General features: G+C 61.3%; 21 protein-coding genes. 4 read left to right on the top strand and 17 right to left on the bottom strand.

Going from position 1 to position 20,864, the window contains the following annotated elements:
- The first annotated feature begins 9 nt into the window (after nt 1–9).
- Together CQ009_RS10545 and hemE are read left to right on the top strand one after the other, a co-directional pair.
- Nucleotides 10–1,428, top strand: coding sequence for an FAD-dependent oxidoreductase (locus CQ009_RS10545; RefSeq protein WP_007909438.1), 1,419 nt, complete (start codon nt 10–12; stop codon nt 1,426–1,428).
- A gap of 239 nt (nt 1,429–1,667) precedes the next feature.
- Nucleotides 1,668–2,735: a uroporphyrinogen decarboxylase gene (gene hemE / locus CQ009_RS10535; protein WP_008077242.1), complete on the top strand. Its 1,068-nt coding sequence runs from the start codon at nt 1,668–1,670 to the stop codon at nt 2,733–2,735.
- Nucleotides 2,736–2,913: 178 nt separating this feature from the next.
- Here hemE and CQ009_RS10530 read toward each other — a convergent pair whose 3' ends face one another.
- On the bottom strand, nt 2,914–4,188 hold the full coding sequence (locus CQ009_RS10530; protein ID WP_064388863.1) for an MFS transporter: 1,275 nt from the start codon (nt 4,186–4,188) through the stop codon (nt 2,914–2,916).
- Between the two features lie 118 nt (nt 4,189–4,306).
- On the opposite strand from CQ009_RS10530, the gene CQ009_RS10525 reads away from it, so the two are divergent.
- The gene (locus CQ009_RS10525) at nt 4,307–5,203 is read left to right on the top strand and encodes a LysR family transcriptional regulator (protein WP_064388862.1); all 897 of its coding nucleotides are present in this window, start codon (nt 4,307–4,309) and stop codon (nt 5,201–5,203) included.
- Nucleotides 5,204–5,279: 76 nt separating this feature from the next.
- Here the strand turns inward: CQ009_RS10525 and CQ009_RS10520 are convergent, their stop codons facing one another.
- A complete protein-coding gene (locus CQ009_RS10520; RefSeq protein ID WP_105706016.1) occupies nt 5,280–5,717 on the bottom strand; it encodes an excinuclease in 438 nt (145 codons plus the stop codon).
- A gap of 191 nt (nt 5,718–5,908) precedes the next feature.
- On the opposite strand from CQ009_RS10520, the gene CQ009_RS10515 reads away from it, so the two are divergent.
- Nucleotides 5,909–6,292 carry a type II toxin-antitoxin system PemK/MazF family toxin gene (locus CQ009_RS10515; protein WP_105706014.1) on the top strand — a complete coding sequence of 128 codons (384 nt, stop codon included), beginning with the start codon at nt 5,909–5,911 and terminating at the stop codon, nt 6,290–6,292.
- 209 nt (nt 6,293–6,501) lie between these two features.
- Here CQ009_RS10515 and CQ009_RS10510 read toward each other — a convergent pair whose 3' ends face one another.
- From CQ009_RS10510 to CQ009_RS10440, 15 genes are all read right to left on the bottom strand, one after another.
- Nucleotides 6,502–6,945, bottom strand: coding sequence for an excinuclease (locus CQ009_RS10510; RefSeq protein WP_105706012.1), 444 nt, complete (start codon nt 6,943–6,945; stop codon nt 6,502–6,504).
- A 20-nt stretch (nt 6,946–6,965) separates the two neighbouring features.
- Entirely contained in the window at nt 6,966–8,201 is a 1,236-nt protein-coding gene (locus CQ009_RS10505) for a beta-ketoacyl-ACP synthase (RefSeq protein WP_105706010.1), read from the bottom strand.
- Nucleotides 8,201–8,929, bottom strand: coding sequence for a 3-oxoacyl-ACP reductase FabG (fabG, locus tag CQ009_RS10500; protein ID WP_064388857.1), 729 nt, complete (start codon nt 8,927–8,929; stop codon nt 8,201–8,203). Before fabG ends, CQ009_RS10505 begins: the two co-directional genes overlap by 1 nt.
- Nucleotides 8,922–9,386 (bottom strand): hotdog family protein, encoded by a 465-nt coding sequence (locus tag CQ009_RS10495; RefSeq protein WP_105706008.1) that lies wholly within the window; start codon nt 9,384–9,386, stop codon nt 8,922–8,924. Before CQ009_RS10495 ends, fabG begins: the two co-directional genes overlap by 8 nt.
- Nucleotides 9,383–10,579 carry a beta-ketoacyl-[acyl-carrier-protein] synthase family protein gene (locus CQ009_RS10490; protein ID WP_105706006.1) on the bottom strand — a complete coding sequence of 399 codons (1,197 nt, stop codon included), beginning with the start codon at nt 10,577–10,579 and terminating at the stop codon, nt 9,383–9,385. The genes CQ009_RS10495 and CQ009_RS10490 overlap by 4 nt, the downstream gene beginning before the upstream one ends.
- Entirely contained in the window at nt 10,576–11,043 is a 468-nt protein-coding gene (locus tag CQ009_RS10485) for a hypothetical protein (protein ID WP_371920135.1), read from the bottom strand. The genes CQ009_RS10490 and CQ009_RS10485 overlap by 4 nt, the downstream gene beginning before the upstream one ends.
- A gap of 128 nt (nt 11,044–11,171) precedes the next feature.
- Nucleotides 11,172–11,897: a class I SAM-dependent methyltransferase gene (locus tag CQ009_RS10480; RefSeq protein WP_064388854.1), complete on the bottom strand. Its 726-nt coding sequence runs from the start codon at nt 11,895–11,897 to the stop codon at nt 11,172–11,174.
- Nucleotides 11,894–13,141: an NAD(P)/FAD-dependent oxidoreductase gene (locus CQ009_RS10475; RefSeq protein ID WP_064388853.1), complete on the bottom strand. Its 1,248-nt coding sequence runs from the start codon at nt 13,139–13,141 to the stop codon at nt 11,894–11,896. The genes CQ009_RS10480 and CQ009_RS10475 overlap by 4 nt, the downstream gene beginning before the upstream one ends.
- Nucleotides 13,128–14,291 (bottom strand): sodium:proton antiporter, encoded by a 1,164-nt coding sequence (locus CQ009_RS10470; protein ID WP_105706004.1) that lies wholly within the window; start codon nt 14,289–14,291, stop codon nt 13,128–13,130. The genes CQ009_RS10475 and CQ009_RS10470 overlap by 14 nt, the downstream gene beginning before the upstream one ends.
- Nucleotides 14,288–16,627 (bottom strand): MMPL family transporter, encoded by a 2,340-nt coding sequence (locus CQ009_RS10465; RefSeq protein ID WP_105706002.1) that lies wholly within the window; start codon nt 16,625–16,627, stop codon nt 14,288–14,290. Before CQ009_RS10465 ends, CQ009_RS10470 begins: the two co-directional genes overlap by 4 nt.
- On the bottom strand, nt 16,611–17,213 hold the full coding sequence (locus tag CQ009_RS10460; RefSeq protein WP_064388850.1) for an outer membrane lipoprotein carrier protein LolA: 603 nt from the start codon (nt 17,211–17,213) through the stop codon (nt 16,611–16,613). Before CQ009_RS10460 ends, CQ009_RS10465 begins: the two co-directional genes overlap by 17 nt.
- A complete protein-coding gene (locus CQ009_RS10455; protein ID WP_016983876.1) occupies nt 17,210–17,635 on the bottom strand; it encodes a thioesterase family protein in 426 nt (141 codons plus the stop codon). The genes CQ009_RS10460 and CQ009_RS10455 overlap by 4 nt, the downstream gene beginning before the upstream one ends.
- Nucleotides 17,628–19,172, bottom strand: coding sequence for a histidine ammonia-lyase (gene hutH, locus CQ009_RS10450; protein WP_064388848.1), 1,545 nt, complete (start codon nt 19,170–19,172; stop codon nt 17,628–17,630). The genes CQ009_RS10455 and hutH overlap by 8 nt, the downstream gene beginning before the upstream one ends.
- Nucleotides 19,153–20,100, bottom strand: a complete 948-nt coding sequence (locus CQ009_RS10445; RefSeq protein WP_105706000.1) for a glycosyl transferase — start codon at nt 20,098–20,100, stop codon at nt 19,153–19,155. Before CQ009_RS10445 ends, hutH begins: the two co-directional genes overlap by 20 nt.
- Complete coding sequence (locus tag CQ009_RS10440) at nt 20,097–20,831, bottom strand: glycosyltransferase family 2 protein (protein ID WP_105705998.1); 735 nt, start codon at nt 20,829–20,831, stop codon at nt 20,097–20,099. Before CQ009_RS10440 ends, CQ009_RS10445 begins: the two co-directional genes overlap by 4 nt.
- Between the last annotated feature and the right edge of the window lie 33 nt (nt 20,832–20,864).

The raw sequence follows: 20,864 nt of genomic DNA, 5'->3' as shown, positions 1-20,864 counted from the left end.
GTTTTAACAATGGCTGAACGTCTGAATAACGACTTCCAGTTCATCGATGTCGGGCGCAAAGATCCGAAGAAGAAACTGTTGCGTCAACGCAAGAAAGAGTTCGTCGAAATCTACGAACCGTTCAAACCCCAGCAGTCGGCCGATCAGGCCCACCGCTGCCTGGGTTGCGGCAACCCGTATTGCGAATGGAAGTGCCCGGTGCACAACTTCATTCCCAACTGGTTGAAGCTGGTGGCCGAGGGCAACATCCTTCAGGCCGCCGAGCTGTCGCACCAGACCAACACCCTGCCGGAAGTCTGCGGCCGGGTGTGTCCGCAGGATCGTCTGTGCGAGGGTGCCTGCACCCTTAACGACGGTTTCGGCGCGGTGACCATCGGTTCGGTCGAGAAGTACATCACCGACACCGCATTCGCCATGGGCTGGCGCCCGGACATGTCCAAGGTCAAGCCGACCGGCAAACGTGTCGCGATCATCGGTGCAGGTCCGGCGGGTCTCGGTTGTGCCGACGTGCTGGTGCGTGGTGGCGTGACCCCGGTGGTGTTCGACAAGAACCCGGAAATCGGTGGCTTGCTGACCTTTGGCATCCCCGAGTTCAAGCTGGAAAAGACCGTGCTGAGCAATCGTCGCGAAGTCTTCACCGGCATGGGCATCGAGTTCCGCCTGAACACCGAAGTCGGCAAAGACGTGACCATGGAGCAACTGCTCGCCGAATACGATGCAGTGTTCATGGGCATGGGCACCTACACCTACATGAAGGGCGGTTTTGCCGGTGAGGATCTGCCGGGCGTTTATGACGCACTGGACTTCCTGATCGCCAACGTCAATCGCAACCTGGGCTTTGAAAAGTCGCCGGAAGATTTCGTCGACATGAAAGGCAAGAAGGTTGTGGTGCTCGGCGGCGGCGACACGGCGATGGACTGCAACCGCACGTCGATCCGTCAGGGCGCCAAGTCGGTGACCTGCGCTTATCGTCGTGACGAAGCGAACATGCCCGGCTCGCGCAAAGAGGTGAAGAACGCCAAGGAAGAAGGCGTGAAATTCCTCTACAACCGCCAGCCGATCGCCATCGTCGGCGAAGACAAGGTTGAAGGCGTCAAAGTGGTCGAGACCCGTCTCGGCGAACCGGACGCCCGTGGCCGTCGCAGCCCCGAGCCGATCCCGGGCTCCGAAGAGATCATCCCGGCTGACGCCGTGGTCATCGCCTTCGGTTTCCGCCCGAGCCCGGCGCCGTGGTTCGAACAGTTCGAGATCCAGACCGACAGCCAGGGCCGCGTCGTTGCGCCTGAGCAAGGTCAGTACAAGCACCAGACCAGCAACCCGAAAATCTTCGCCGGTGGCGACATGGTGCGCGGTTCCGACCTGGTGGTGACGGCCATCTTCGAAGGCCGCAACGCCGCCGAAGGGATCCTTGATTACCTGGGCGTCTAAAAAACAACGCAATACTTTGTAGGAGTGAGCCTGCTCGCGATGGCGGTAGATCAGTCACCTGATGCATTGACTGATACTCCGCTATCGCGAGCAGGCTCACTCCTACAGTTGTTTTTGGGTGCTGCAAAATCTGCATTCCAACGCAATAAATTGACCCGATAGACAAAAGGCTGACCTGCATCCGTGCCTTTTGCGTCGCGCTCTGAGAAAATGCCCGCACTTTTTTTCCGGATGCCGACATGACTGCCCTGAAGAACGACCGTTTCCTCCGCGCCCTGCTCAAGCAACCCGTAGACGTCACCCCGGTGTGGATGATGCGTCAAGCCGGCCGCTACCTGCCGGAATACCGCGCCAGCCGCGCCCAGGCCGGTGATTTCATGAGCCTGTGCATGAATCCGGAATTCGCCTGCGAAGTCACGATGCAACCGCTCGACCGCTATCCACAACTGGACGCGGCGATCCTCTTTTCCGACATCCTCACCATCCCCGACGCCATGGGCCAAGGCCTGTACTTCGAGACCGGTGAAGGCCCGCGCTTCAAGAAAGTCGTCAGCACCCTTGCTGATATCGAAGCCCTGCCGATCCCTGATCCACACAAAGACCTCGGCTACGTGATGGACGCGGTGAGCACCATCCGTCGCGAGCTGAACGGTCGTGTGCCGCTGATCGGCTTCTCCGGCAGCCCGTGGACCTTGGCGACCTACATGGTCGAAGGCGGCTCGTCGAAAGACTTCCGCAAGACCAAAGCGATGCTCTACGACAACCCGCAGGCCATGCACCTGCTGCTGGATAAACTGGCGCAGTCGGTGACCTCATACCTCAACGGCCAGATCATGGCCGGCGCACAAGCGGTGCAGATCTTCGATACCTGGGGCGGCAACCTGTCGGCGGCGGCGTACCAGGAGTTCTCGCTGGCCTACATGAAGAAAATCGTCAGCGGCCTGATCCGCGAGCACGACGGTCGCAAAGTGCCGGTGATCCTCTTCACCAAGAACGGCGGCCTGTGGCTGGAAAGCATCGCCGAGGCTGGTGCCGACGCATTGGGCCTGGACTGGACCTGCGACATCGGCAACGCCCGCGCCCGTGTCGGCGACAAGGTTGCCCTGCAGGGCAACATGGATCCGACCGTGCTTTACGCAAAACCGGAAGCGATCCGCACCGAAGTCGGGCGCATTCTGGCAAGTTATGGCAAGGGCAGCGGTCACGTGTTCAACCTCGGCCATGGCATCACACCTGAGGTTGATCCGGAGCATGCGGGTGCGTTTTTGCGTGCGGTGCATGAGTTGTCGGCGCAGTATCACGAGTGATCGCCACACCATAAAAAACGCCCGGCTAAATGCCGGGCGTTTTTGTTTGCACGATTCAATGTCGGACACAGATCAATTGTAGGAGTGAGCCTGCTCGCGATAGCGGTGTGTCAGCCAGTACGTTCAGCGACTGACTCACCGCTATCGCGAGCAGGCTCACTCCTACAGGGTTTTTGTGTCAGGCTTTGACACTCTGCAGCGGCGGCAACTTCGCCAGCTTCAACGCCACCAGCAGCGCGATCAGCAACAGCGCACCAATAAACAGGCCTATGCCATTCCACCCGCCGAGATGCCAGAACACCCCGCCCGCCGTCCCGGCAATGCTCGACCCGGCGTAATAACTGAACAGATACAACGACGACGCCTGCCCCTTGGCCTTGGTCGCGCGACGACCGATCCAGCTACTCGCCACCGAATGCGCGCCAAAGAAGCCAAAGGTGAAAATCAGCATGCCGACAATCACCAGCAGCAGCGGCGTAAACATCGTCAGCGCAAGGCCGGCGAACATCAGCGCAATGGTCGCCCACAGCACTTTGCGTCGTCCCAGCTTGTCCGCCAGTGAACCAATCTTCGCCGAACTGTAGATACCCGACAGGTAAACCACCGACAGCAAGCCCACGAACACCTGATCGAGGTTGTACGGCGCCGCCAGCAAGCGATAACCGATGTAGTTGAACAACGTGACGAACGCGCCCATCAGCACGAACGCTTCAAGAAACAGCAGCGGTAAACCGGCATCGCGAAAGTGCATGGTGAAGCCGTCGAGCAAGCTACGCGGGTGCAGCGAACGCGAGCGGAAGTTGCGTGATTCCGGGAGGATCTTCCAGAACACCGCCGCGGCAATCATCGCCAGGCCACCGATCACCAGCATCGCCGTGTGCCAGCTGACGAAGTCGATCAACACACCGGTGATCAACCTCCCGCTCATCCCGCCAATCGCGTTGCCGCCGATGTACAAACCCATCGCCAGGCCGATGTGTTGCGGATGAATTTCTTCACTCAGATACGTCATTGCCACCGCCGCCAGTCCGCTCAGCGACAGCCCGATCAGCGCGCGCATGATCAGCACACCTTCCCAACTCGGCATCATTGCACTGGCCATGGTGCACAGCGCCGCCGCGAACAGCGCGGTCACCATCACCGGTTTGCGCCCGACCCGATCGGAAATCGGCCCGGTGATCAGCAGGCCGATGGCGAGCATGCCGGTGGCTACCGAGAGGATCAGGCTGCTTTGCGCCGCGTTGATTCCGTACTCGTGGGACAACAGCGGCATCATCGGCTGCACGCAGTACAGCAAGGCAAACGTCGCGAACCCGCCGCTGAACAGCGCCAGTACCGTGCGCATGAACATCGGTGTGCCTTTTTCGATGTAGATTTCTTGCAGCTCGGCGACGACATCGTCCGCCGCAGCGGGCGGGACTTCATGGGCAAGGGGCGCAACAGCAGTTTTCACTTCAGACCTCGGAGGGCACGGCCAGGCAGGCAATGAAAAAATCATATAGCTGGCTAATGTTTCTATCCAATATATTGTTCGACCTGTTTGATAGCTTTTACGACCTAATGGGATATCCATGGAATTTCGTCATCTGCGCTACTTCATCGCCGTCGCCGAAGAACTGCATTTCGGCCGCGCCGCACAGGTGCTGGGTATCTCCCAGCCGCCGCTGAGCCAGCAGATTCAGGCGCTGGAACAGGAAGTCGGCGCGCGACTGTTCGAGCGGACCAACCGTCGGGTCGAGCTGAGCGAGGCCGGTCGCTTGTTTCTCGAAGAAGCACGGCTGGTGCTGGCGCAGGTCGATAAAGCGGCGGACGTCGCGCGACGTGCGCAGTTGGGGGAATTGGGCGAGTTGAAGATTGGTTTTACCTCGTCAGCGCCGTTCAACTCGACGATTCCGCAGGCGATCTTTGCCTTTCGTCAGCGCTTCCCGGCGGTGCACCTCAACTTGCGCGAGATGAGCAGCACGATGGTCGCAGATGCGTTAGTGGATCAGTCGATCGAGGTGGGGATCATGCGCCCGCTGGGGTTGCCGGATTCGCTGAGCGTGGTCGAGTTGATGCGTGAGCCGCTGGTCGCGGTGCTCGGTTCCAAGCATCCGCTGGCGCAGGGCAGTGAAGAAGGGCTGTTCCTCTCGGCGCTGGCGCTGGAGCCGTTCGTGTTCTTTCCGCGCAGTTACGGCAGCGGGTTGTATGCGCAATTGCTCAGCCTGGCGCGGGATGCCGGGTTCAGCCCGCACTTCGCGCAAGAGGCTGGGGAGGCGATGACCATCATCGGTCTGGTCGCAGCGGGGCTGGGAGTATCGGTGCTGCCGGCGTCCTACCAGCGGATGCGCATCGATGGCGTGGTCTATCGACCGTTGCTCGATCCGGAGGCGGTGTCTGCAGTGTGGCTGGTACAGCGCAAGGATCAGAAATCGCCGATGGCAAAGGCGTTTGTTGACCTGCTCACGCGCAAGGTCGAGTCCGCCTAACAGATCGCAGCCTTCGGAAGCTCCTGCATTGATCCCTGTAGGAGCTGCCGCAGGCTGCGATCTTTTGATCTTGCCGTTATGGCAACCGCACCAGATCCCCCTTCAACGCCACCCGCGTGACAAAAATCCCTGCCCGGCACTCGTACGTATTCAAATCCTTGCGCACATGCTGGTCGTAGTAACTGACGATATTGACCACCGCATTCGCCCCGACCCGCTTGGCATCGGCCTGCAACTTGATCAGATTCGACTGCAGCACCCATTCGCAGGAATCGTGATCGCTCTTGTTGAAACCATTGGTGCTCAGATCACTGATCACACCACGGCGCAACAACTGCTGAGTGCCCTGCGGCCCGTTGCCGACCAGATAAAACCTCACACTGCCATCCAGCCGACCTGCGCGAATGGCATCCGACAGCACGGTTTCGAACGGCATATACATGAGGTTGGTGGCGTGGCTGGCGCTCGGCAGCAGAGTGAGAAGCGCGGCGGCAATCAGGGCTTTCACTTGCATGGTCATCTCCTTGACGGTGAAAGAGAAGCGCGGGCAGGCATGGTGCTGATGTGGTTTGAGGGAGTGTAGATGCTGCGTGTTCAGGTTGCAGGTTGAAGTCAGTAGCGAAACTTACATTTTCAGTAACGGAACAGCCTTAGTGAAAACTCCGTTTTTTGCGCAAAATCGGTTCTTTTCAGTGAGCGCAACGGATGCCACTTCGTTACCAGCCCAAGGAGGGCAGTGTGCTGATTTGTGATTTTAGGGGGTATGAAGTCCCTGAGATGGTCAAGATCAGACCCGTAGTTGTCATACGTAAACACAGGACTAACAGCTTGTTGGTAACCGTCGTGCCACTGAGTACTACGGCGCCCGATATCATGCTTGGTCACCACCTTGAACTCGCAAGTCATCTGCAGGGCGCCAGCCCCACATGCTGGGCAAAGTGCGACATGGTGGCGACAGTTAGCCTTTCTCGGCTTGACCGTATAAAAAGCAAGGATCGAGAAGGACGGCGCGTTTACCTGATTTCACATCTTGCAATAGACGAGTTTTCTGCGGTCAAAGCCGCCGTTAGACTCGCGCTTGGGCTGTAATGGCAGCAGGGGTGGCGCGGCAAGGCCAAACGCCAGCCGTTGTCCGGCAATCCAATTCAGGCAATACTGTGGGGGTTCCCGTAAGGGGCTTGTGAGACTCTGAGGATCCTGGGTAACCAGCCATCGCAGAGCCAGACAGGTAATCGGCCATGACAAGCCAACCTGTTTGTGAAAGGGCGCCCAAAGGCGCCCTTTGTCGTTTCTGGCGTTTACTGAACCTTCGCCAGGTCACCCTTCAACGCAACACCCGCCATGATCGCGCCGGCGTGGCATTCGTAGGTCTGCGCATCCTTGCGCTCGTTGCTCTTGTAGAAGCTGACGATGTTGGTCACGGCATTGGCGCCGGCGCTTTTCGCGGCCTGGTGCAGGCTGATGATGGCCGACTGTGCAACCCATTCGCAGGCTTCTGCATCGGACTTGTTGAAGGCGTTGGTCTTCTTGTTGGTCACGGCGCCGGGGCTGATGACGCTGACTTTGCCGGCCGGGGTGTTGCCGGCCAGATAGAACTTCACGCTGCCATCGATTTTGCCGGAGCGGGTGGCTTCGGCGACGGCTTTGTCGAATGGCAGGTAAACCGCCGTGTCACGGGCCTGGCTGACCGCAGGCAAGGCGCAGAGCAGCAGGGTGGTGATAGCAAGTTTCTTGAAGTGCATGGAGGTCTCCTTGACCTGGATTAATTCGGTTGTGACCAGCGGCGGAAAATCAACGAGGTGTTGACCCCACCAAAAGCGAAGTTGTTGTTCATCACGTAGTCATGGTGCATCTGACGGAATTCGCCGCGCAGATAGTCGAGCTTGCCGCAGTGCGGATCGACTTCCTCGAGGTTGAACGTGTGCACATACTGGTCGCGGTTCATCATCTCGATGCTGAACCACGACTCCAGCGCCCCGCAGGCGCCGAGGGTGTGGCCGAGGAAGCTCTTCTGCGAGCTGATCGGCATGCGTTCACCGAACAGGCTGCTGGTCGCCAGTGTTTCGGCAATGTCGCCCTGTTCTGTCGCAGTGCCGTGGCCGTTGACATAGCCGATGGCGTCCGGTGTCAGTCCGGCGTCTTCCAGCGCCAGTTCCATGGCGCGGCGCATGGTCACCTGCTCCGGGCGGGTGGTGTGCTGGCCGTCGGCGTTGCTGCCGAAACCGACGAGCTCGGCGTGGATGCGCGCGCCGCGCGCGAGGGCATGCTCCAGTTCTTCGAGGACCAGCATGCCGCCGCCTTCACCAATGACCAGGCCGTCGCGGCCCTTGTCGTAAGGGCGCGGACTGGTTTGCGGGGCATCGTTTTTCAGGCTGGTGGCGTACAGCGCGTCGAAGACCATGGCTTCGGTCGGGCAGAGTTCTTCGGCGCCGCCGGCGAGCATCAGCGGCAGGCGACCGAACTTGATTGCCTCGTAGGCGTAACCGATGCCCTGGCTGCCGCTGGTACAGGCGCTGGACGTCGGGATCAAACGCCCGGTGAGGCCGAAGAAGATGCTGATGTTGGCGGCGGTGGTGTGCGGCATCATCCGCACATAGGAGTTGGCGTTCAGCCCCTCGGCCACCGAATTGAGCAACATGTTGCCGAACGCTTTGATTTCGTCGGTGCTGCCGGTGGACGAGCCGCAGGCCACGCCCATGCGCCCGTCCTTGATCGATTCGTCGCCCAGCAGACCGGCGTCAGCCAAGGCTTTTTCTGCGGCACCGACCGCTAGCCGTGAAACCCGGCCCATGCTGCGCAGTTGTTTGCGTGTCCAGTGCGCGGGGACGACGAAATCATCTATAGGCCCAGCCAGGCGGGTGTTGAGTTCGCTAAAACGATCCCACTCGTCCATCCGGCGGATGCCGCTGCGGTTGGCCGCGAAGTTGCCGGCGATGGTTGCCCAGTCGCTGCCCAGCGAGGTGATGCCGGCCATGCCGGTGACGACGACGCGCTTCATCAGCACAAGCCTCCGTTGACCGCCAGAACCTGGCGGGTGATGTACGAGGCTTCCGCCGACATCAGGAAATTCACCGCACCGGCCACCTCTTCAGGGGTGCCCATGCGCTGCGCGGGGATCATTTTCATCAGTTCTTCCACCGGCACGTTGTCGTCGAGCATCGCCGTGTCGATCAGGCCCGGCGCGACGCAGTTCACGGTGATTTTGCGCTTGCCCAGTTCAATCGCCAATGCCTTCGCGGCGCCGATCACGCCGGCTTTCGAGGCGCTGTAGTTGACCTGGCCACGGTTGCCGATCAGCCCCGACACCGAAGTGATGCAAACAATGCGACCGGCGGCGCGGCGGCGGATCATCGGCATCATCACCGGGTGCAGGACGTTGTAGAAACCGTCGAGGTTGGTGCGCAAAACCACGTCCCAATCGTCGTCACTCAGGGCGGGGAATGCGCCGTCACGGGTCAGCCCGGCATTCAACACCACGCCGTAATAGGCACCGTGAGTTTCGACGTCGGCTTCGAGAATGGCTTTGCAGGTTTCGCGCTCGGCGACGTCGAATTGCAGAATCCGCGCCTTGCGGCCCAACGCTTCGATTTCAGCCTGCACGGCTTGTGCTTCGGCCATGCCGCTGCGGCAATGCAGGACGATATCGTGCCCGGCCTGCGCCAGACGCAGGGCAATAGCGCGGCCAATGCCACGGCTGGAGCCGGTGACCAATACGGATTCAGTCATCGTTCGACTCCTTTTTTTGTACAAGATAAGCAGCCGCTTGCGGCGGCCGAAACACATTCAATCGGGCAGTCGCTTCGATGCCGGGTGCGCTGATATGGCATTCGAAAACGCCCATGCCATTGTCATCTTCCAGCGAGCGAATGCCATGAATGGTCAATTCGCTCCCCGCTGGAAACGCGTCGACGTTGCACTCGAATTTGCGTGTGCCAAGCAGAAAACCCAATTCCACCGGATTGCCTTGCTGTCGCGCATGGCAACCGGCGAAGGCAGCGACGCTTTGCGCCATCAACTCGATGCCGACCCACGCCGGCAAGCTGCCGTCGGGCAAGTTGAACAAACCCTCAGGCCTGACCGTGAGCGTTGTATGGATCTGTTCCTCGTCGAAGCTTGTGATGCTGTCGATCAGGATCATGTCGCCCGCATGGGGCAGCAGCTCGGCGAGCGGCCAGTCAATCATGGGGCGTCTCCGATAATCAGGCTGACGTTGTTGCCGCCGAAGGCAAACGAGTTGCTCATCAGGTAGCGGGGTGCAATGGACGTCAGGCGTTCGTTTGCGGTCACCCACTTCAGAGGCGGCAGCGCCGGGTCGGCCTGGCCGTCCCAGACGTGCGGTGGCAAAACGTGAGCGGGATTGTCAGCGCTGAGGCTCAACCAGCAGAACGCGGCTTCCAGCGCGCCGGCAGCGCCGAGGGTATGGCCGCTCATCGGTTTGGTCGACGAACACGCCACGCCTTCGGGAAACAACGCCGCGACCGCCAGACTTTCCATGGCGTCGTTGTGTTGGGTGGCGGTGCCGTGCAGGTTCAGATAGTCGATTTGTGCAGCGTGCAGCTGGGCACGGCTCAAGGCTTTCTGCATCGCTTGCAGGGCGCCGCGACCGCTCGGTTCAGGCGCGGAAATATGGTGCGCGTCGGAGCTGGCCCCGGCACCGAGCAGGGCGATGGCCGGGCCGTCGCCCGGTTGTCTGCTCATCACGAACAGCACCGCGGCCTCGCCGATATTGATGCCGTTGCGATTAGCCGAAAACGGATTGCAGCGCTCGTCCGACACCGCTTCCAGCGATGAAAAACCGTTGAGAGTCAGTTTGCACAAACTGTCGACACCACCGCACAGCACCGCATCGCACAGGCCCAGATCCAACAGGCGTTGAGCGCTCATCAAGGCCCGGGCGCTGGAGGTGCAAGCGGTAGAAATCACATAGGTCGGGCCGCTGAGCTGCAGCCAGTCGGCGAGAAAATTCGCCGGCGCGCCGAGTTCCTGCTGGCGGTAGTCGTATTCGCTGGGGAATTGCTGCTCGCGGATGTAGTGCGCCAGCCCACGGCTGGCTTCGTCGATGCCCGAGGTGCTGGTGCCGAGCACCACGCCAATGCGCTCACGCCCGTAGGTGCGGATTGCCTGATCGATGTCATCGCGAATCTGCAGCGCGGCTTCGAGCAACAACTGATTGTTGCGGCTGCTCTGCTCGGCGAGTGCTGCTGGAATCGCTGCCAGTTCACCGTGCACGGCAGCCACCGGCAAATCACGCTCCACGACCCAGCCGGATTCGTGGCGCATGCCCGAGCAGTCGCCCGCGAACAGGTTACGGGCAACTTCAGACTTGTCGCGCCCCAGCGCACAAATGACGCCGAGGGCATTCAGATAAGCGGTCATGGCGTCGATTCACCGAGCGGAGAAACGCGATAGTGCGGGCCTTGGGGCAGGTTCAATTCGAAGCTCAACGGTTGTGCATAACGGATGTTCCAGCGCGCCGGCAGGGTACGTTGCCCAGCTTGTTGTTGCGCAGTGGGGTAATTGCGCAGCAATTCGCCGGACGGAGTCAGGGCGAACAACAGCGCAGCGAACAGTTCCCGGGCTTCCGGGTTCGGCGGCAGCAGACCATCGGCCTGCCAATGCCCATCGATCAGTTGCTGACGCGCCTGCGGGATACCCAGTGGATCCATCATCGACCAGCGGATGCCCGGGCCTTCGCGCTGGATCACCAGCAGCCAGTCCTGACGCTGATCCGCCTGATTACGTTCGATGTGCAGCTGCAGCGGTAGCGGCAGTGTTGGATTGCCCACCGGCAACGGGGCCTGGCTGGCGCAGGCACTCAGCAGAAAAAATACACCGATCATCACCAGTCGCAGCACTGCGGTCACTGTAGGAGTGAGCCTGCTCGCGATAGCGGTCATGGATTCACAATACAGGTTGGCTGACCCACCGCTATCGCGAGCAGGCTCACTCCTACAAGGATTTGTGTACATCAGGAAACCTCTGTCAGCGGCTTGCGCGCGACGACGTTGACCAACGTCTCTTCACGCTGCCCAAACGGCTTCGGCTTGCGTAACCCAAACCGCTCCAGCAAGCCAAAATCCTTCGACCGGCTCCACCACAGATACGGGTACGAGACGTTGCGCTCGGTAAAATCAAACCCTTGCCCGCGAATCATCTCCAGGTACTGCGCCGCACTCTTTTGCACGTGCATCGGATGGCGGAACAACCAGCGGATCACCCAGGTATCAATGTAGGCCTCGGTGGACTCGGCGAACAGCAGATACCCACCAGGCTTGAGCACACGATAAAACTCGGCCAGCGCTTTTTCCTGCTCGACCAGATGATGAAAGGTCTGGTGACAGAACAGCAGATCGACGCTGGCGTCCGGCACATTGAGCGTCGCGCAATCGCTGCCGATCAGTTCAACATCGAGACCCAGACGCGCCGCTTCTTCGCCGCTCAACTCAAGACTGTGCGGATCGGCGTCAATGCCGATCAAGCGCTGTGGCACGAAGGTCTGGCGCAGATGGGCGAACGACTTGCCCTGGCCGCAACCGGCATCGAGCAACACCGGGTTCTGTGGCAGCGATTCACTGAACAGCCCACGCAAATCGTTGATCGCCACGCGCAATACGTGATGCTGCCAGGTGTGGCTGCGCAGGAACCAGAAACCGAAGCGGGTTTCCTCGACGTAGCTGTCGCTCAAGTAGTTCATGTGGCGTCCTTTGCACAGAGTTCGGAGATCATTTTCAGACGACGCCGCGCTTCGCTGACGAACGGATTGCGCTCATCCCAGGCATAACCGGCGAGGATCGAGCAGATCATCCGGCGAATGTCTGCCTGACTGTCTTCGTAAAAAATCACGTCCTGAAAGGTGCCGGCGTACCAGCCCTCGACATAGCAGCGGAAGGTGTCGACGCCGCGCTTAAGCGGTTCGGCGAACTCGCTTTGCCAGTCGACCGTTTCGCCCTGCAACTGCCGATGCAGCACGGCAGCGGCCATGCTCGCCGAGCGCATGGCGATGGTCACGCCGGAAGAGAACACCGGGTCGAGAAATTCCGCGGCATTGCCGAGCAAGGCGAAGCCCGGCCCGTGCAAGGTTTTCACGTTGGCCGCGTAGCCACCGAGGGTGCGCGCCGGGGTGTCCCACACGGCGTTGTTCAGCACGCCGGCGAGGCTTGGCGTCTCGGCGATAAAGCTGCGCAGGCAGGCGTCGAGGTCGGCATCGCGACCGACGAAGTGTTCGGCGGCAGCGACCACGCCCACCGAACAACGACCGTTGCTGAACGGGATCGTCCAGAACCAGACATCGCGATGCTGCGGGTGGGTGGTGACGAGGATTTTTTCGCGGTCGAACCCCGGGTTGTCGATGTGATCTTCGACGTGGGTGAACACCGCTTGGCGCACCGGAAAATTCGACGGTGCTTCCAGATCGAGCAAGCGCGACAGCACCCGGCCATAGCCGCTGGCATCAAGGACGAAATCCGCTTCGACGCGGTATTCGCTACCGTCCTCGCGACGCACATCCAGCTGCGGTTTGGCCCGGTCGAAATCGACGCTGACGATGGCATCGCCATAGCGAATTTCGACGCCTTGCAGCGCCGCTTGATCGGCCAGCAGTTTGTCGAAATCGGCGCGCTGCACCTGGAACGTGGTCGGCTTGCCGTCGGTAAAGGTGTCGCTGAAATCGAACGCGCTGTAGCGCTCGCCCCAAGCGAAAGCCGCACCGGTCTTGCGCTGGAAGCCAGCGGCGTTGACGGCGTCAAGCATGCCGGCTTCTTCGACAAAGTCCAGGCAATGGCTGAGCAGGCTTTCACCGATGGAAAAGCGTGGAAAGTGCTGGCGCTCGATCACCAGGACATCGTGGCCCTTGCGCTTGAGCAACGCCGCAGCGATTGCGCCGGAAGGGCCGGCACCGATGATCACGACCTGACGGGATTCCATTTCAACGATTGGCACGCGAGCTCCGGGGCAAAGGGTTTTTCAGATTCATAGGCGCGCTGTGCAGGCCGATCAGGGCCGGTAGCAGCGTCGCGATCAGGCCCATCAGCATCAGCGCGAAATACAGCGCCGGGGTGATGAGCTGTTGTTGCAGCAGCAAATTGAGGAAGACGATTTCGCTCAGCCCACGGATGTTCAGCAGCACGCTCTCGCGCCAGCGGCTGGCGCCTGCGAACGAGGCGCCGGCCCAACCGAGGCCGAGCCAGTTGCCGAGCAGTTTACTGGCAATCGGCAAGAGCAGCAGCGTCGCCCATTGCGCCGCGCCGAGACTGGCCAAAGCGCTGTGCACATCGATTTGCACGATGCCGAAGGTGAGGATCAGCGGGATCGCGACCCACGTCTGCAAACGGCTCATCCAGCGCGCCGGCAACGGCAGCACCAGCGGCACTTTGAGTGCGGCCATGCACAGCAGATAGCCGATGCCGAAGATCAGCGCATTGAGTCTGTAATGCTCGGCCATCACCAACAGTGCGAAGAAGCCGAGGCTGTAGGTCAGCGGGCGGCGCACGCGGAACAGATGCAGCAACAACGGCACACAGGCGAGCCCCAGCGGTAGCAACAGGCTGCTCAGGTGCAGACTGCCTTGGGCGAGGCCGAACAGTGTCCAGCAGCTCAGATCGATGAGAATCGCGGTTTGCACCAGCCGCCGGGTGGCGGCGGGCGGGTAATCGATGTGACGCAGATACAGATACAGCACCGGGATCGCGGTAATCGCAAAGACCAGCCCGATTGCCAAAGAGCTGAGCCACGGTTGCGCAGGCAACAGCCAGTAAGCCGCTGCCAGACCGCAGACAAAGGGCACGACGAAGCTCGGTATGGCGATTTTCACACTCTGGCGATCCAGTTTCAGATCGATCACATCACTGAGGATATGCCCGAGGAGCAGGGCGAAACTCAGGCTGTAGAGGTTTTTCAGCCAGTCTGGAGCGATCAGTTGAGCGCCGCTGAGTTGCCAGCCCGGCTCGATCCAGAAATACATCAGCAGTGGCAAACCGAAGCTTGCGAGTAATAGTTGGCTGACAATCGGAATCAGACCGAAATGCCGACCGACACGGGTGGCCGTGACAAACAGCGCCAAGGCCAGCAGCCAAAAGGCAACGACCATCATGCTGCCGGCTCCCCGACAGTGGCACGGTGTTCGTGACGTCCGGCCCACGGTGCAAGCAGGAAGCTGAACGCCAGACCAAGGCTCACCGACAAACCGAAATTGCTGACGGCCGGCGTGCTCGACACTGCCAGCAGACCGAATGACAACCACGTCGTCACGGCGGCCAGCAACGTGCCGAGCAGGCTCACCGCCGCACCACCGACCTGCTCACGCATGAGGATCGCGTAGTCGACACTGATCGCCGTCACCAGCAGCAGACCGAACAGGCTGAACAGCGTCAGCGGCTGGCCGAGCCAGCCAAGACTGGCCAGGCTGCACAGCGCCGCCAGCAACGGCAGGGCAACGATGCGCAAGGCGCCGCCGAAGCCAAACGGCAGGATCAGCACCAGCACGATCAGCACGCAAGAGGCGAGCTTCAGTTCAGCCGCGCTGACCTGCGTGGCGGCGAACACTTCATTCAACTCACCGAGACGATCGACCAGCATCACCCCCGGCAAATCCAGGGCCTGTATTCGTAGCAGAGCAGGGTTGTTCAAGCCTTGCAGGCTGGTTATCGCCGCCACGCCGTCTTCGGTCGGCCCCAGCCAGAGCATGCGATAGGGTTCGCCGAGCGGGCCGGCGAGCGCGGTGTCGATGTCTTCGGCGGGCACGGTCTGCAACTGTTGCAACTCGGTTTGCAGCGCGGCGAGCGGCACGCCGAGTTCTAGCAGCGGCTGCCAGTATTGCGGCAACTTGTTCAGCGCTGCGCGCACCTCTTCTTGCTGGCTCGGCGGGCTGACCAGTTGATCGAGAGCCAGATAGCCTTGCAGCTTGTCGAGATTGACCAGTTGTTGCAGGCGATCGCTCAACGCGGCCTGACGTTCCAGCAGTTCTTGCTGATTGGCGCCGCGCACGAGGAAGAATTGACTGGTGGGCTGATAGCCGGTGATCCGCGCGATGGTCTGTGCTTCATCGGTCAGATGTTGCGGCGCACCGACCCACTGGCGGATGTCGTTCTTGCTTTGCAGTTGCACCAGACCGCCGACGCAGAAGGCGATCAGCAGCGCCAACAGCACCGGTGTGCGTACGCGCTCAAGGAGTTTTTCGCGCAGATCGACCAAGCGCTCGGCCAGATGCAGCGGCCATTGTGCGGGACGCAGTTCGACATTTTTCAGCAGTGCCGGCAGCAGGCACACCGCCGACAGATAAGCGCCGAGCAGCCCGGCGGCGGAGAACACCGCGATTTGCGTCAGCGCCGGGAACGGCGTCCACGCCAGCGCCAGATAGCCGATGGTGCTGGTGATCAGGCTCAGGGTCAGCCCGGGCAAGGTCAGACGCAAGGCCGGCCAACTGCGCCACGGCTTCAGGCTCCAGCTCTTCGACAGGTAGTGCAGCGGGTAATCCACTGCCACGCCGATCAGGCTGGAGCCGAGTACCAGCGTCATCACATGCATATGGCCGAACAGCGCTACACAGGCCACCGCGCCGAACAGCATGCCGACCAGCACCGGCACGAACGCCAGCAGCACGCGCCAGCGACGAAACGCCAACAGCAGCAACAGCAGAATGCCGACAGTGGCACCGCCGCCGACCCAGGTCATCTCGCGTGTCGCTTGCTGCTGACCGTTGGCCGCGTACAGCAGGCCACTGGCGGCAAGCAATTGCACGTCGGCTTTCGCCGCTTGTTCACGGCTGTGCTTGAGCAGATCGGCCACTTGCAGCGGCAGGTTCATGTCGAAGGCATTGCCGGTGGTGCGCGCACGCAGCATGACCCAGCTCTTGCCGTCAGCATCGGCAACCAGTGCGCCGCTGCCGATGTCGAGTTGCACCGAACCATGCTGTGGCTGGCTGTTCTGGATGCGTGTGGTCAGGCCCAGCCAATCATCCTGATTCGGCACCAGACTGAACCCTGTGAACGGGTCGAACAGCGCCTGCACTCGCTGATGGATGAACACATCGGGATGTTCGGTGAGCAGTTGCTGATCGTCCGTCGACAACATCGCCAGGCGCCCCAGCAGCAGTTGCGTGCGCAGGGCCGGCAGGTCCGCTTGCAGGTTCCACTGCACTTTTTCGAACAGGCCGCTGGCCTGCCACTGTTCACCCAGCGTCTGCGCCATGGCCACGGCTTGCTGGCGATCGGCGTGGCCGACCAGCACCAGCATTTCGCGGTTGAGCGGTTCCTGCATACGCTGTTCGGCACGCAGTTCGAGAGCGTCCGGATTAGTGCCGGGTACCAGTTCCATCAGGTTCGCCGACAGCGGCGCACCGTCGCGCCACTGCCAGCCCGCCAGTGCGACGACGGCCAGCAGCAGGATCAGAAACAGCCAGGGCAGCCTGCGTTCACTCGGCAAAGTCATGTTGCTCCGCGTCGCTCAATGGTTGCCCGGCGGTGCTGTCCTGCATGCGCAGCACGGTGCTGTCGCCTTGGGTTTCCAGCAGTTCGATGGTTTGCACCAGCGTGCTGCCGTCAATGTTGATCTGGTTGAACACTTGCTTGAGCAACACCGAACGCGGTGTCAGCGTGAGTTTCCACTGCTGCGCGTCGCCGCTCAGGGCCAGTTCGAAATCCCGTTGCAGGCCGCTGCTGTCACCTTGCAACACGGCAAGGAACAAGCGGTTCTGCTCGGCCCCGGCGCTCTTGTTTGGCAGCAGCTGCCAACCATTGCCGTCACGGCGGGCGATGCCTTTGGCGCTGATGCGATAGTCCTGTTGCAGCGGGGTTTTCAGCAGCCACAGCAGGCCGTGATTTTTCGCCAGGACGAAGCTGCCCTTGCTGATCAGCGGTTGCGGCAGGGCGCGCAGGTGTTTTTCCTGGATGAACTGGCCGTGGATCACCTCCGGTTTCGCCAGTTGCTCACTGAGCTGTTGCAGGTCGAAGGCGTTGGCCAGTGTCGACATCGCCAGCAGCGCCAGCGCGCTCAGGCTTTTAGCAAAAACATTCATCGCAGCATCCTTTCCACGGCATCGGTGAAGACTTTTGGCGACGCCAGCTGCATCTCGCGGCTGCTGACTTCGACGGCGACCTGCACCGAGCTGGCGCGGGTCAGGCGCTCGCCGCTGTGCAGGTCGGTGATCAGATAGTTGATCTTCAGGCGGTTTTCCCATTCGACCAGACTGGCGCGCACATTCAGGCGCTGGCCAAACACCGCGCCGCGTACGTAACGCAGTTGCAGGTCGATGATCGGCCAAGCGAACCCGGACTCGACCATGTGCGTGTAGTTGTGGCCGATCTTGTCCAGCAGCGCGCACCGCGCCACTTCGAGGTATTTGACGTAATGGCCATGCCAGACCACGTGCATGGTGTCGACGTCGAAAAACGGCACGAGGATTTCAGTGTCGGCGTGAAGCACTCCGGCGCTACGCATGCAGCCTCCAGTGTTGCGCGGCGATGCGTTGCAGACACAGGCGCAATTCGCCTTCCAGTGCGCGGTCTTCGATGACTGGCGGGAAGTCCTTGGCCAGTTCCTCGTGCATCGCCGCCAGCGACGGCGGCAACGGTCGCGCGTCTTCGGCCTGACCGCGCAGCCATACGCCTTGGTTGGCGGCGAGCAGGGTGGCGGCGGCGACCTGTTCGGTCAGCTCCAGCACACGAATCGCATCGCGGGCGGCGATGGTGCCCATGCTCACCTTGTCCTGGTTGTGGCACTCGGTGGAGCGCGAGAACACGCTGGCCGGCATGGTGTTTTTCAGCGCTTCGGCGGTCCAGGCGCTGGTGCCGATCTGCACGGCTTTGAAGCCGTGGTTGATCATCGCGCGATCCGCTGGCGCGCCAGACAGATTGCTCGGCAGACCATGGTTGTAACGCTCATCGACCAGCAAGGCGAGCTGTCGATCCAGCAGATCGGCGACGTTGGCCACCAGATTCTTCAGGCTGTCCATGGCGAACGCGATATGGCCGCCGTAGAAGTGCCCGCCGTGCAACACGCGCTCGGCTTCGGCATCGATGATCGGGTTGTCGTTGGCGCTGTTCAGTTCGGTTTCGATGAACGAGCGCAGCCAGTTCAGGCTGTCGGCCAACACGCCGAGTACGTGCGGGGCGCAGCGCAGCGAATAGCGATCCTGCAAACGATGCAGCGGCGCAGTCGGCGCGTCGATCGCCAGATCCTTGCGCAGCCACGCGGCGACCTGCATTTGCCCCGGGTGCGGTTTGGCGGCGAACAGGCGTTCGTCGAAGTGCTCCGGGTTGCCTTGCAGCGCGACCACGTTGAGCGCGGTGATGCGCGTGGCCAGTTGCAGCAGGTAGTCGGCGCGGGCAAAGGCCAGGCACGCGAGGCCAGTCATGACGGCAGTGCCGTTCATCAGCGCCAGCGCTTCTTTCGGGCGCAGCACCAACGGAGTCCAGCCGAGTTCGCGGTGCACATCGGCAGCCTGGCGGCGCTCGCCACGGAACATCACTTCACGTTCGCCGGAGAGGGTGGCGGCAACGTAGGACAGCGGCGTCAGATCGCCGCTGGCGCCGACCGAACCTTCTTCGGGAATCAGCGGCAGAATGTCGTATTCGAGGAACGCGTGCAGACGCTCCAGCAGTTCCACGCGCACCCCGGACACGCCGTGGCACAACGACTGCAACCGCGCCGCCAGCACCGCGCGGGTGGCTTGCGCGTCGAGCAGTTTGCCCAGGCCGCAACCGTGGAAGGTGTAGAGATGACGCGGCAACGCTTCGACGTGATGCAACGGCACTGCGACCACGCAGGAGTCGCCGTAACCGGTGGTCACGCCGTAGATCACGCCTTCCTTGTCCAGCAGCGAATCGAGGAACCGCGCGCCCTTGGCGATGCGCTCGCGATACTCGGCGTCGCTCTGCAGTTGCACGGGCGCCTGACGGTTGGCCAGGGCCAACACGTCTTCGATGCGCAAAGGGCGTTCGCCGAAGGTTACCGGCTCATGGGTTGGCGTCGTCATCGGTCTTCCAGAAAGGGTAAAAGTTGAACCATTGTTGCGGCGCTTCGAGGCAATAGTGACTCAGGCGCTGCGCATAGCGGGTGGCCCACTGATGAATGACCTGCTCGCGCTCGCTGCGCTTCCACACCACGGCGTCGGCGAAGGGCTCGAGGGTCAGGCGATAGTGACCGTCCGGTTGTTTCAGGCACATCAGCAGATTGACCGGGCATTTCAGCAGACCGGCCAGCAGCCACGGGCCCTGCGGAAATGGCGCCGGATGGCCGAGAAAGTCTACGGTGACACTGCGCCCGCCGTGCAGCGGCACGCGGTCGCCGGCAATCGCCAGCCACTCGCCGCGCTCCAGGCGTTCGTGCAGTTGCAGCATGATTACCGGGTCGAGTTCGCTGACCTGAATCAGGCGCAGATTGGTCGCCCCGGCTTCGCCGAGCAGGCGGTTGAATTGCTCGGCGTGCTTGGTGTGCACCAGCACATTCATGGTGACCTTTTCGCCGATCTCCGCCAGTGCGCGGCAGACTTCGAGATTGCCCAGGTGTGCGCCGACCAGCAGTTGCCCGCGACTGCCGCGCAATTGATTGCGTAACAATGCCGGGTCAATGATTTCGATCTGTTCGATGCTCAGCTTGCCGTTCCACACGTCGAGTTTGTCGAGCATCGAGTCGGCGAAGGCCATGAACTGGCCGAACACCCGCCAATGCGTCGGGCGCAAATCCTCGCGCTGATTCCAGTCGGCCAAGCGCTGCTGGTATTGCCAGGCACTGCGCCGGGCGGTGCGACCGAACAGGAAAAAGTACAGGACGATGCCGTACAGCAACGGGCTGAGCAGGCGTCTGCCCAGTACCTTGGCGGCGAACGCGGTGAATTTCATCAGCAGGAAGCTGCCGCGTTCTTCGCGGTCAGCCCAATGCTTCTTGTCGACCTCGTTGGTCATGCTCGCCACCGTCGCCAGAGGATCAGCGGAAAACGCAGCAACATGCCGAAGAACAGCCGCGTGTGCATGCTTGAAATCAGCGCGTTGTCGTGGAACAGGCGGAAGTGCGACACGCCGTCCAGCGGGTAATGCACGCTGGTCTGCAACCAGCGCATCGGCTGATTGCGCCACGACAGGCGCACGAGAATGTCCGAATCGAAATCCATGCGCTTGCCGATTTTTGCCGAATCAATCACCGCCAGCGTCGAGGCCAGTGGATAAACGCGGAAACCGCACATCGAGTCGCGGATCTGCAGCGACAGTGTGTTGATCCAGACCATCATGTGGGTCAGGTAGCGTGCGTACAAGCGGCCTTTTGGCACGCTTTCATCGAACAGCGGATAACCGCAGATCAGCGCCTCGGGATGGGCGCGGGATTCATCGACGAAACGGGCGACATCGTGCAAATCGTGCTGACCGTCGGCGTCGACCTGCAGTGCATGGGTGAAGCCCAGCAGCGCGGACTCGCGCAAACCGGTCATCACTGCACCGCCCTTACCCTGATTGGCGGTGAGGCGTACCAAATGCACCTTGTCGCGCTCGGCCAGAGTATCGAGCACCTTCGCGCAGGATTGTGTGCTGGCGTCGTCCACCAGAATGCACGGCAGGCCTTGGGCGAGCAGAGCGTCGACCACAGTGGTAATCGCGGTTTCGTGGTTGTAAACCGGGATAACGGCGCAGGGATTATGCATATCGACGATCCCTGTAGGAGTGAGCCTGCTCGC

The sequence above is a fragment of the Pseudomonas sp. MYb2 genome (genome assembly GCF_002979955.1).
Classification (GTDB): Bacteria; Pseudomonadota; Gammaproteobacteria; order Pseudomonadales; family Pseudomonadaceae; genus Aquipseudomonas.
This window is presented reverse-complemented; position numbering and strand designations above follow the sequence as displayed.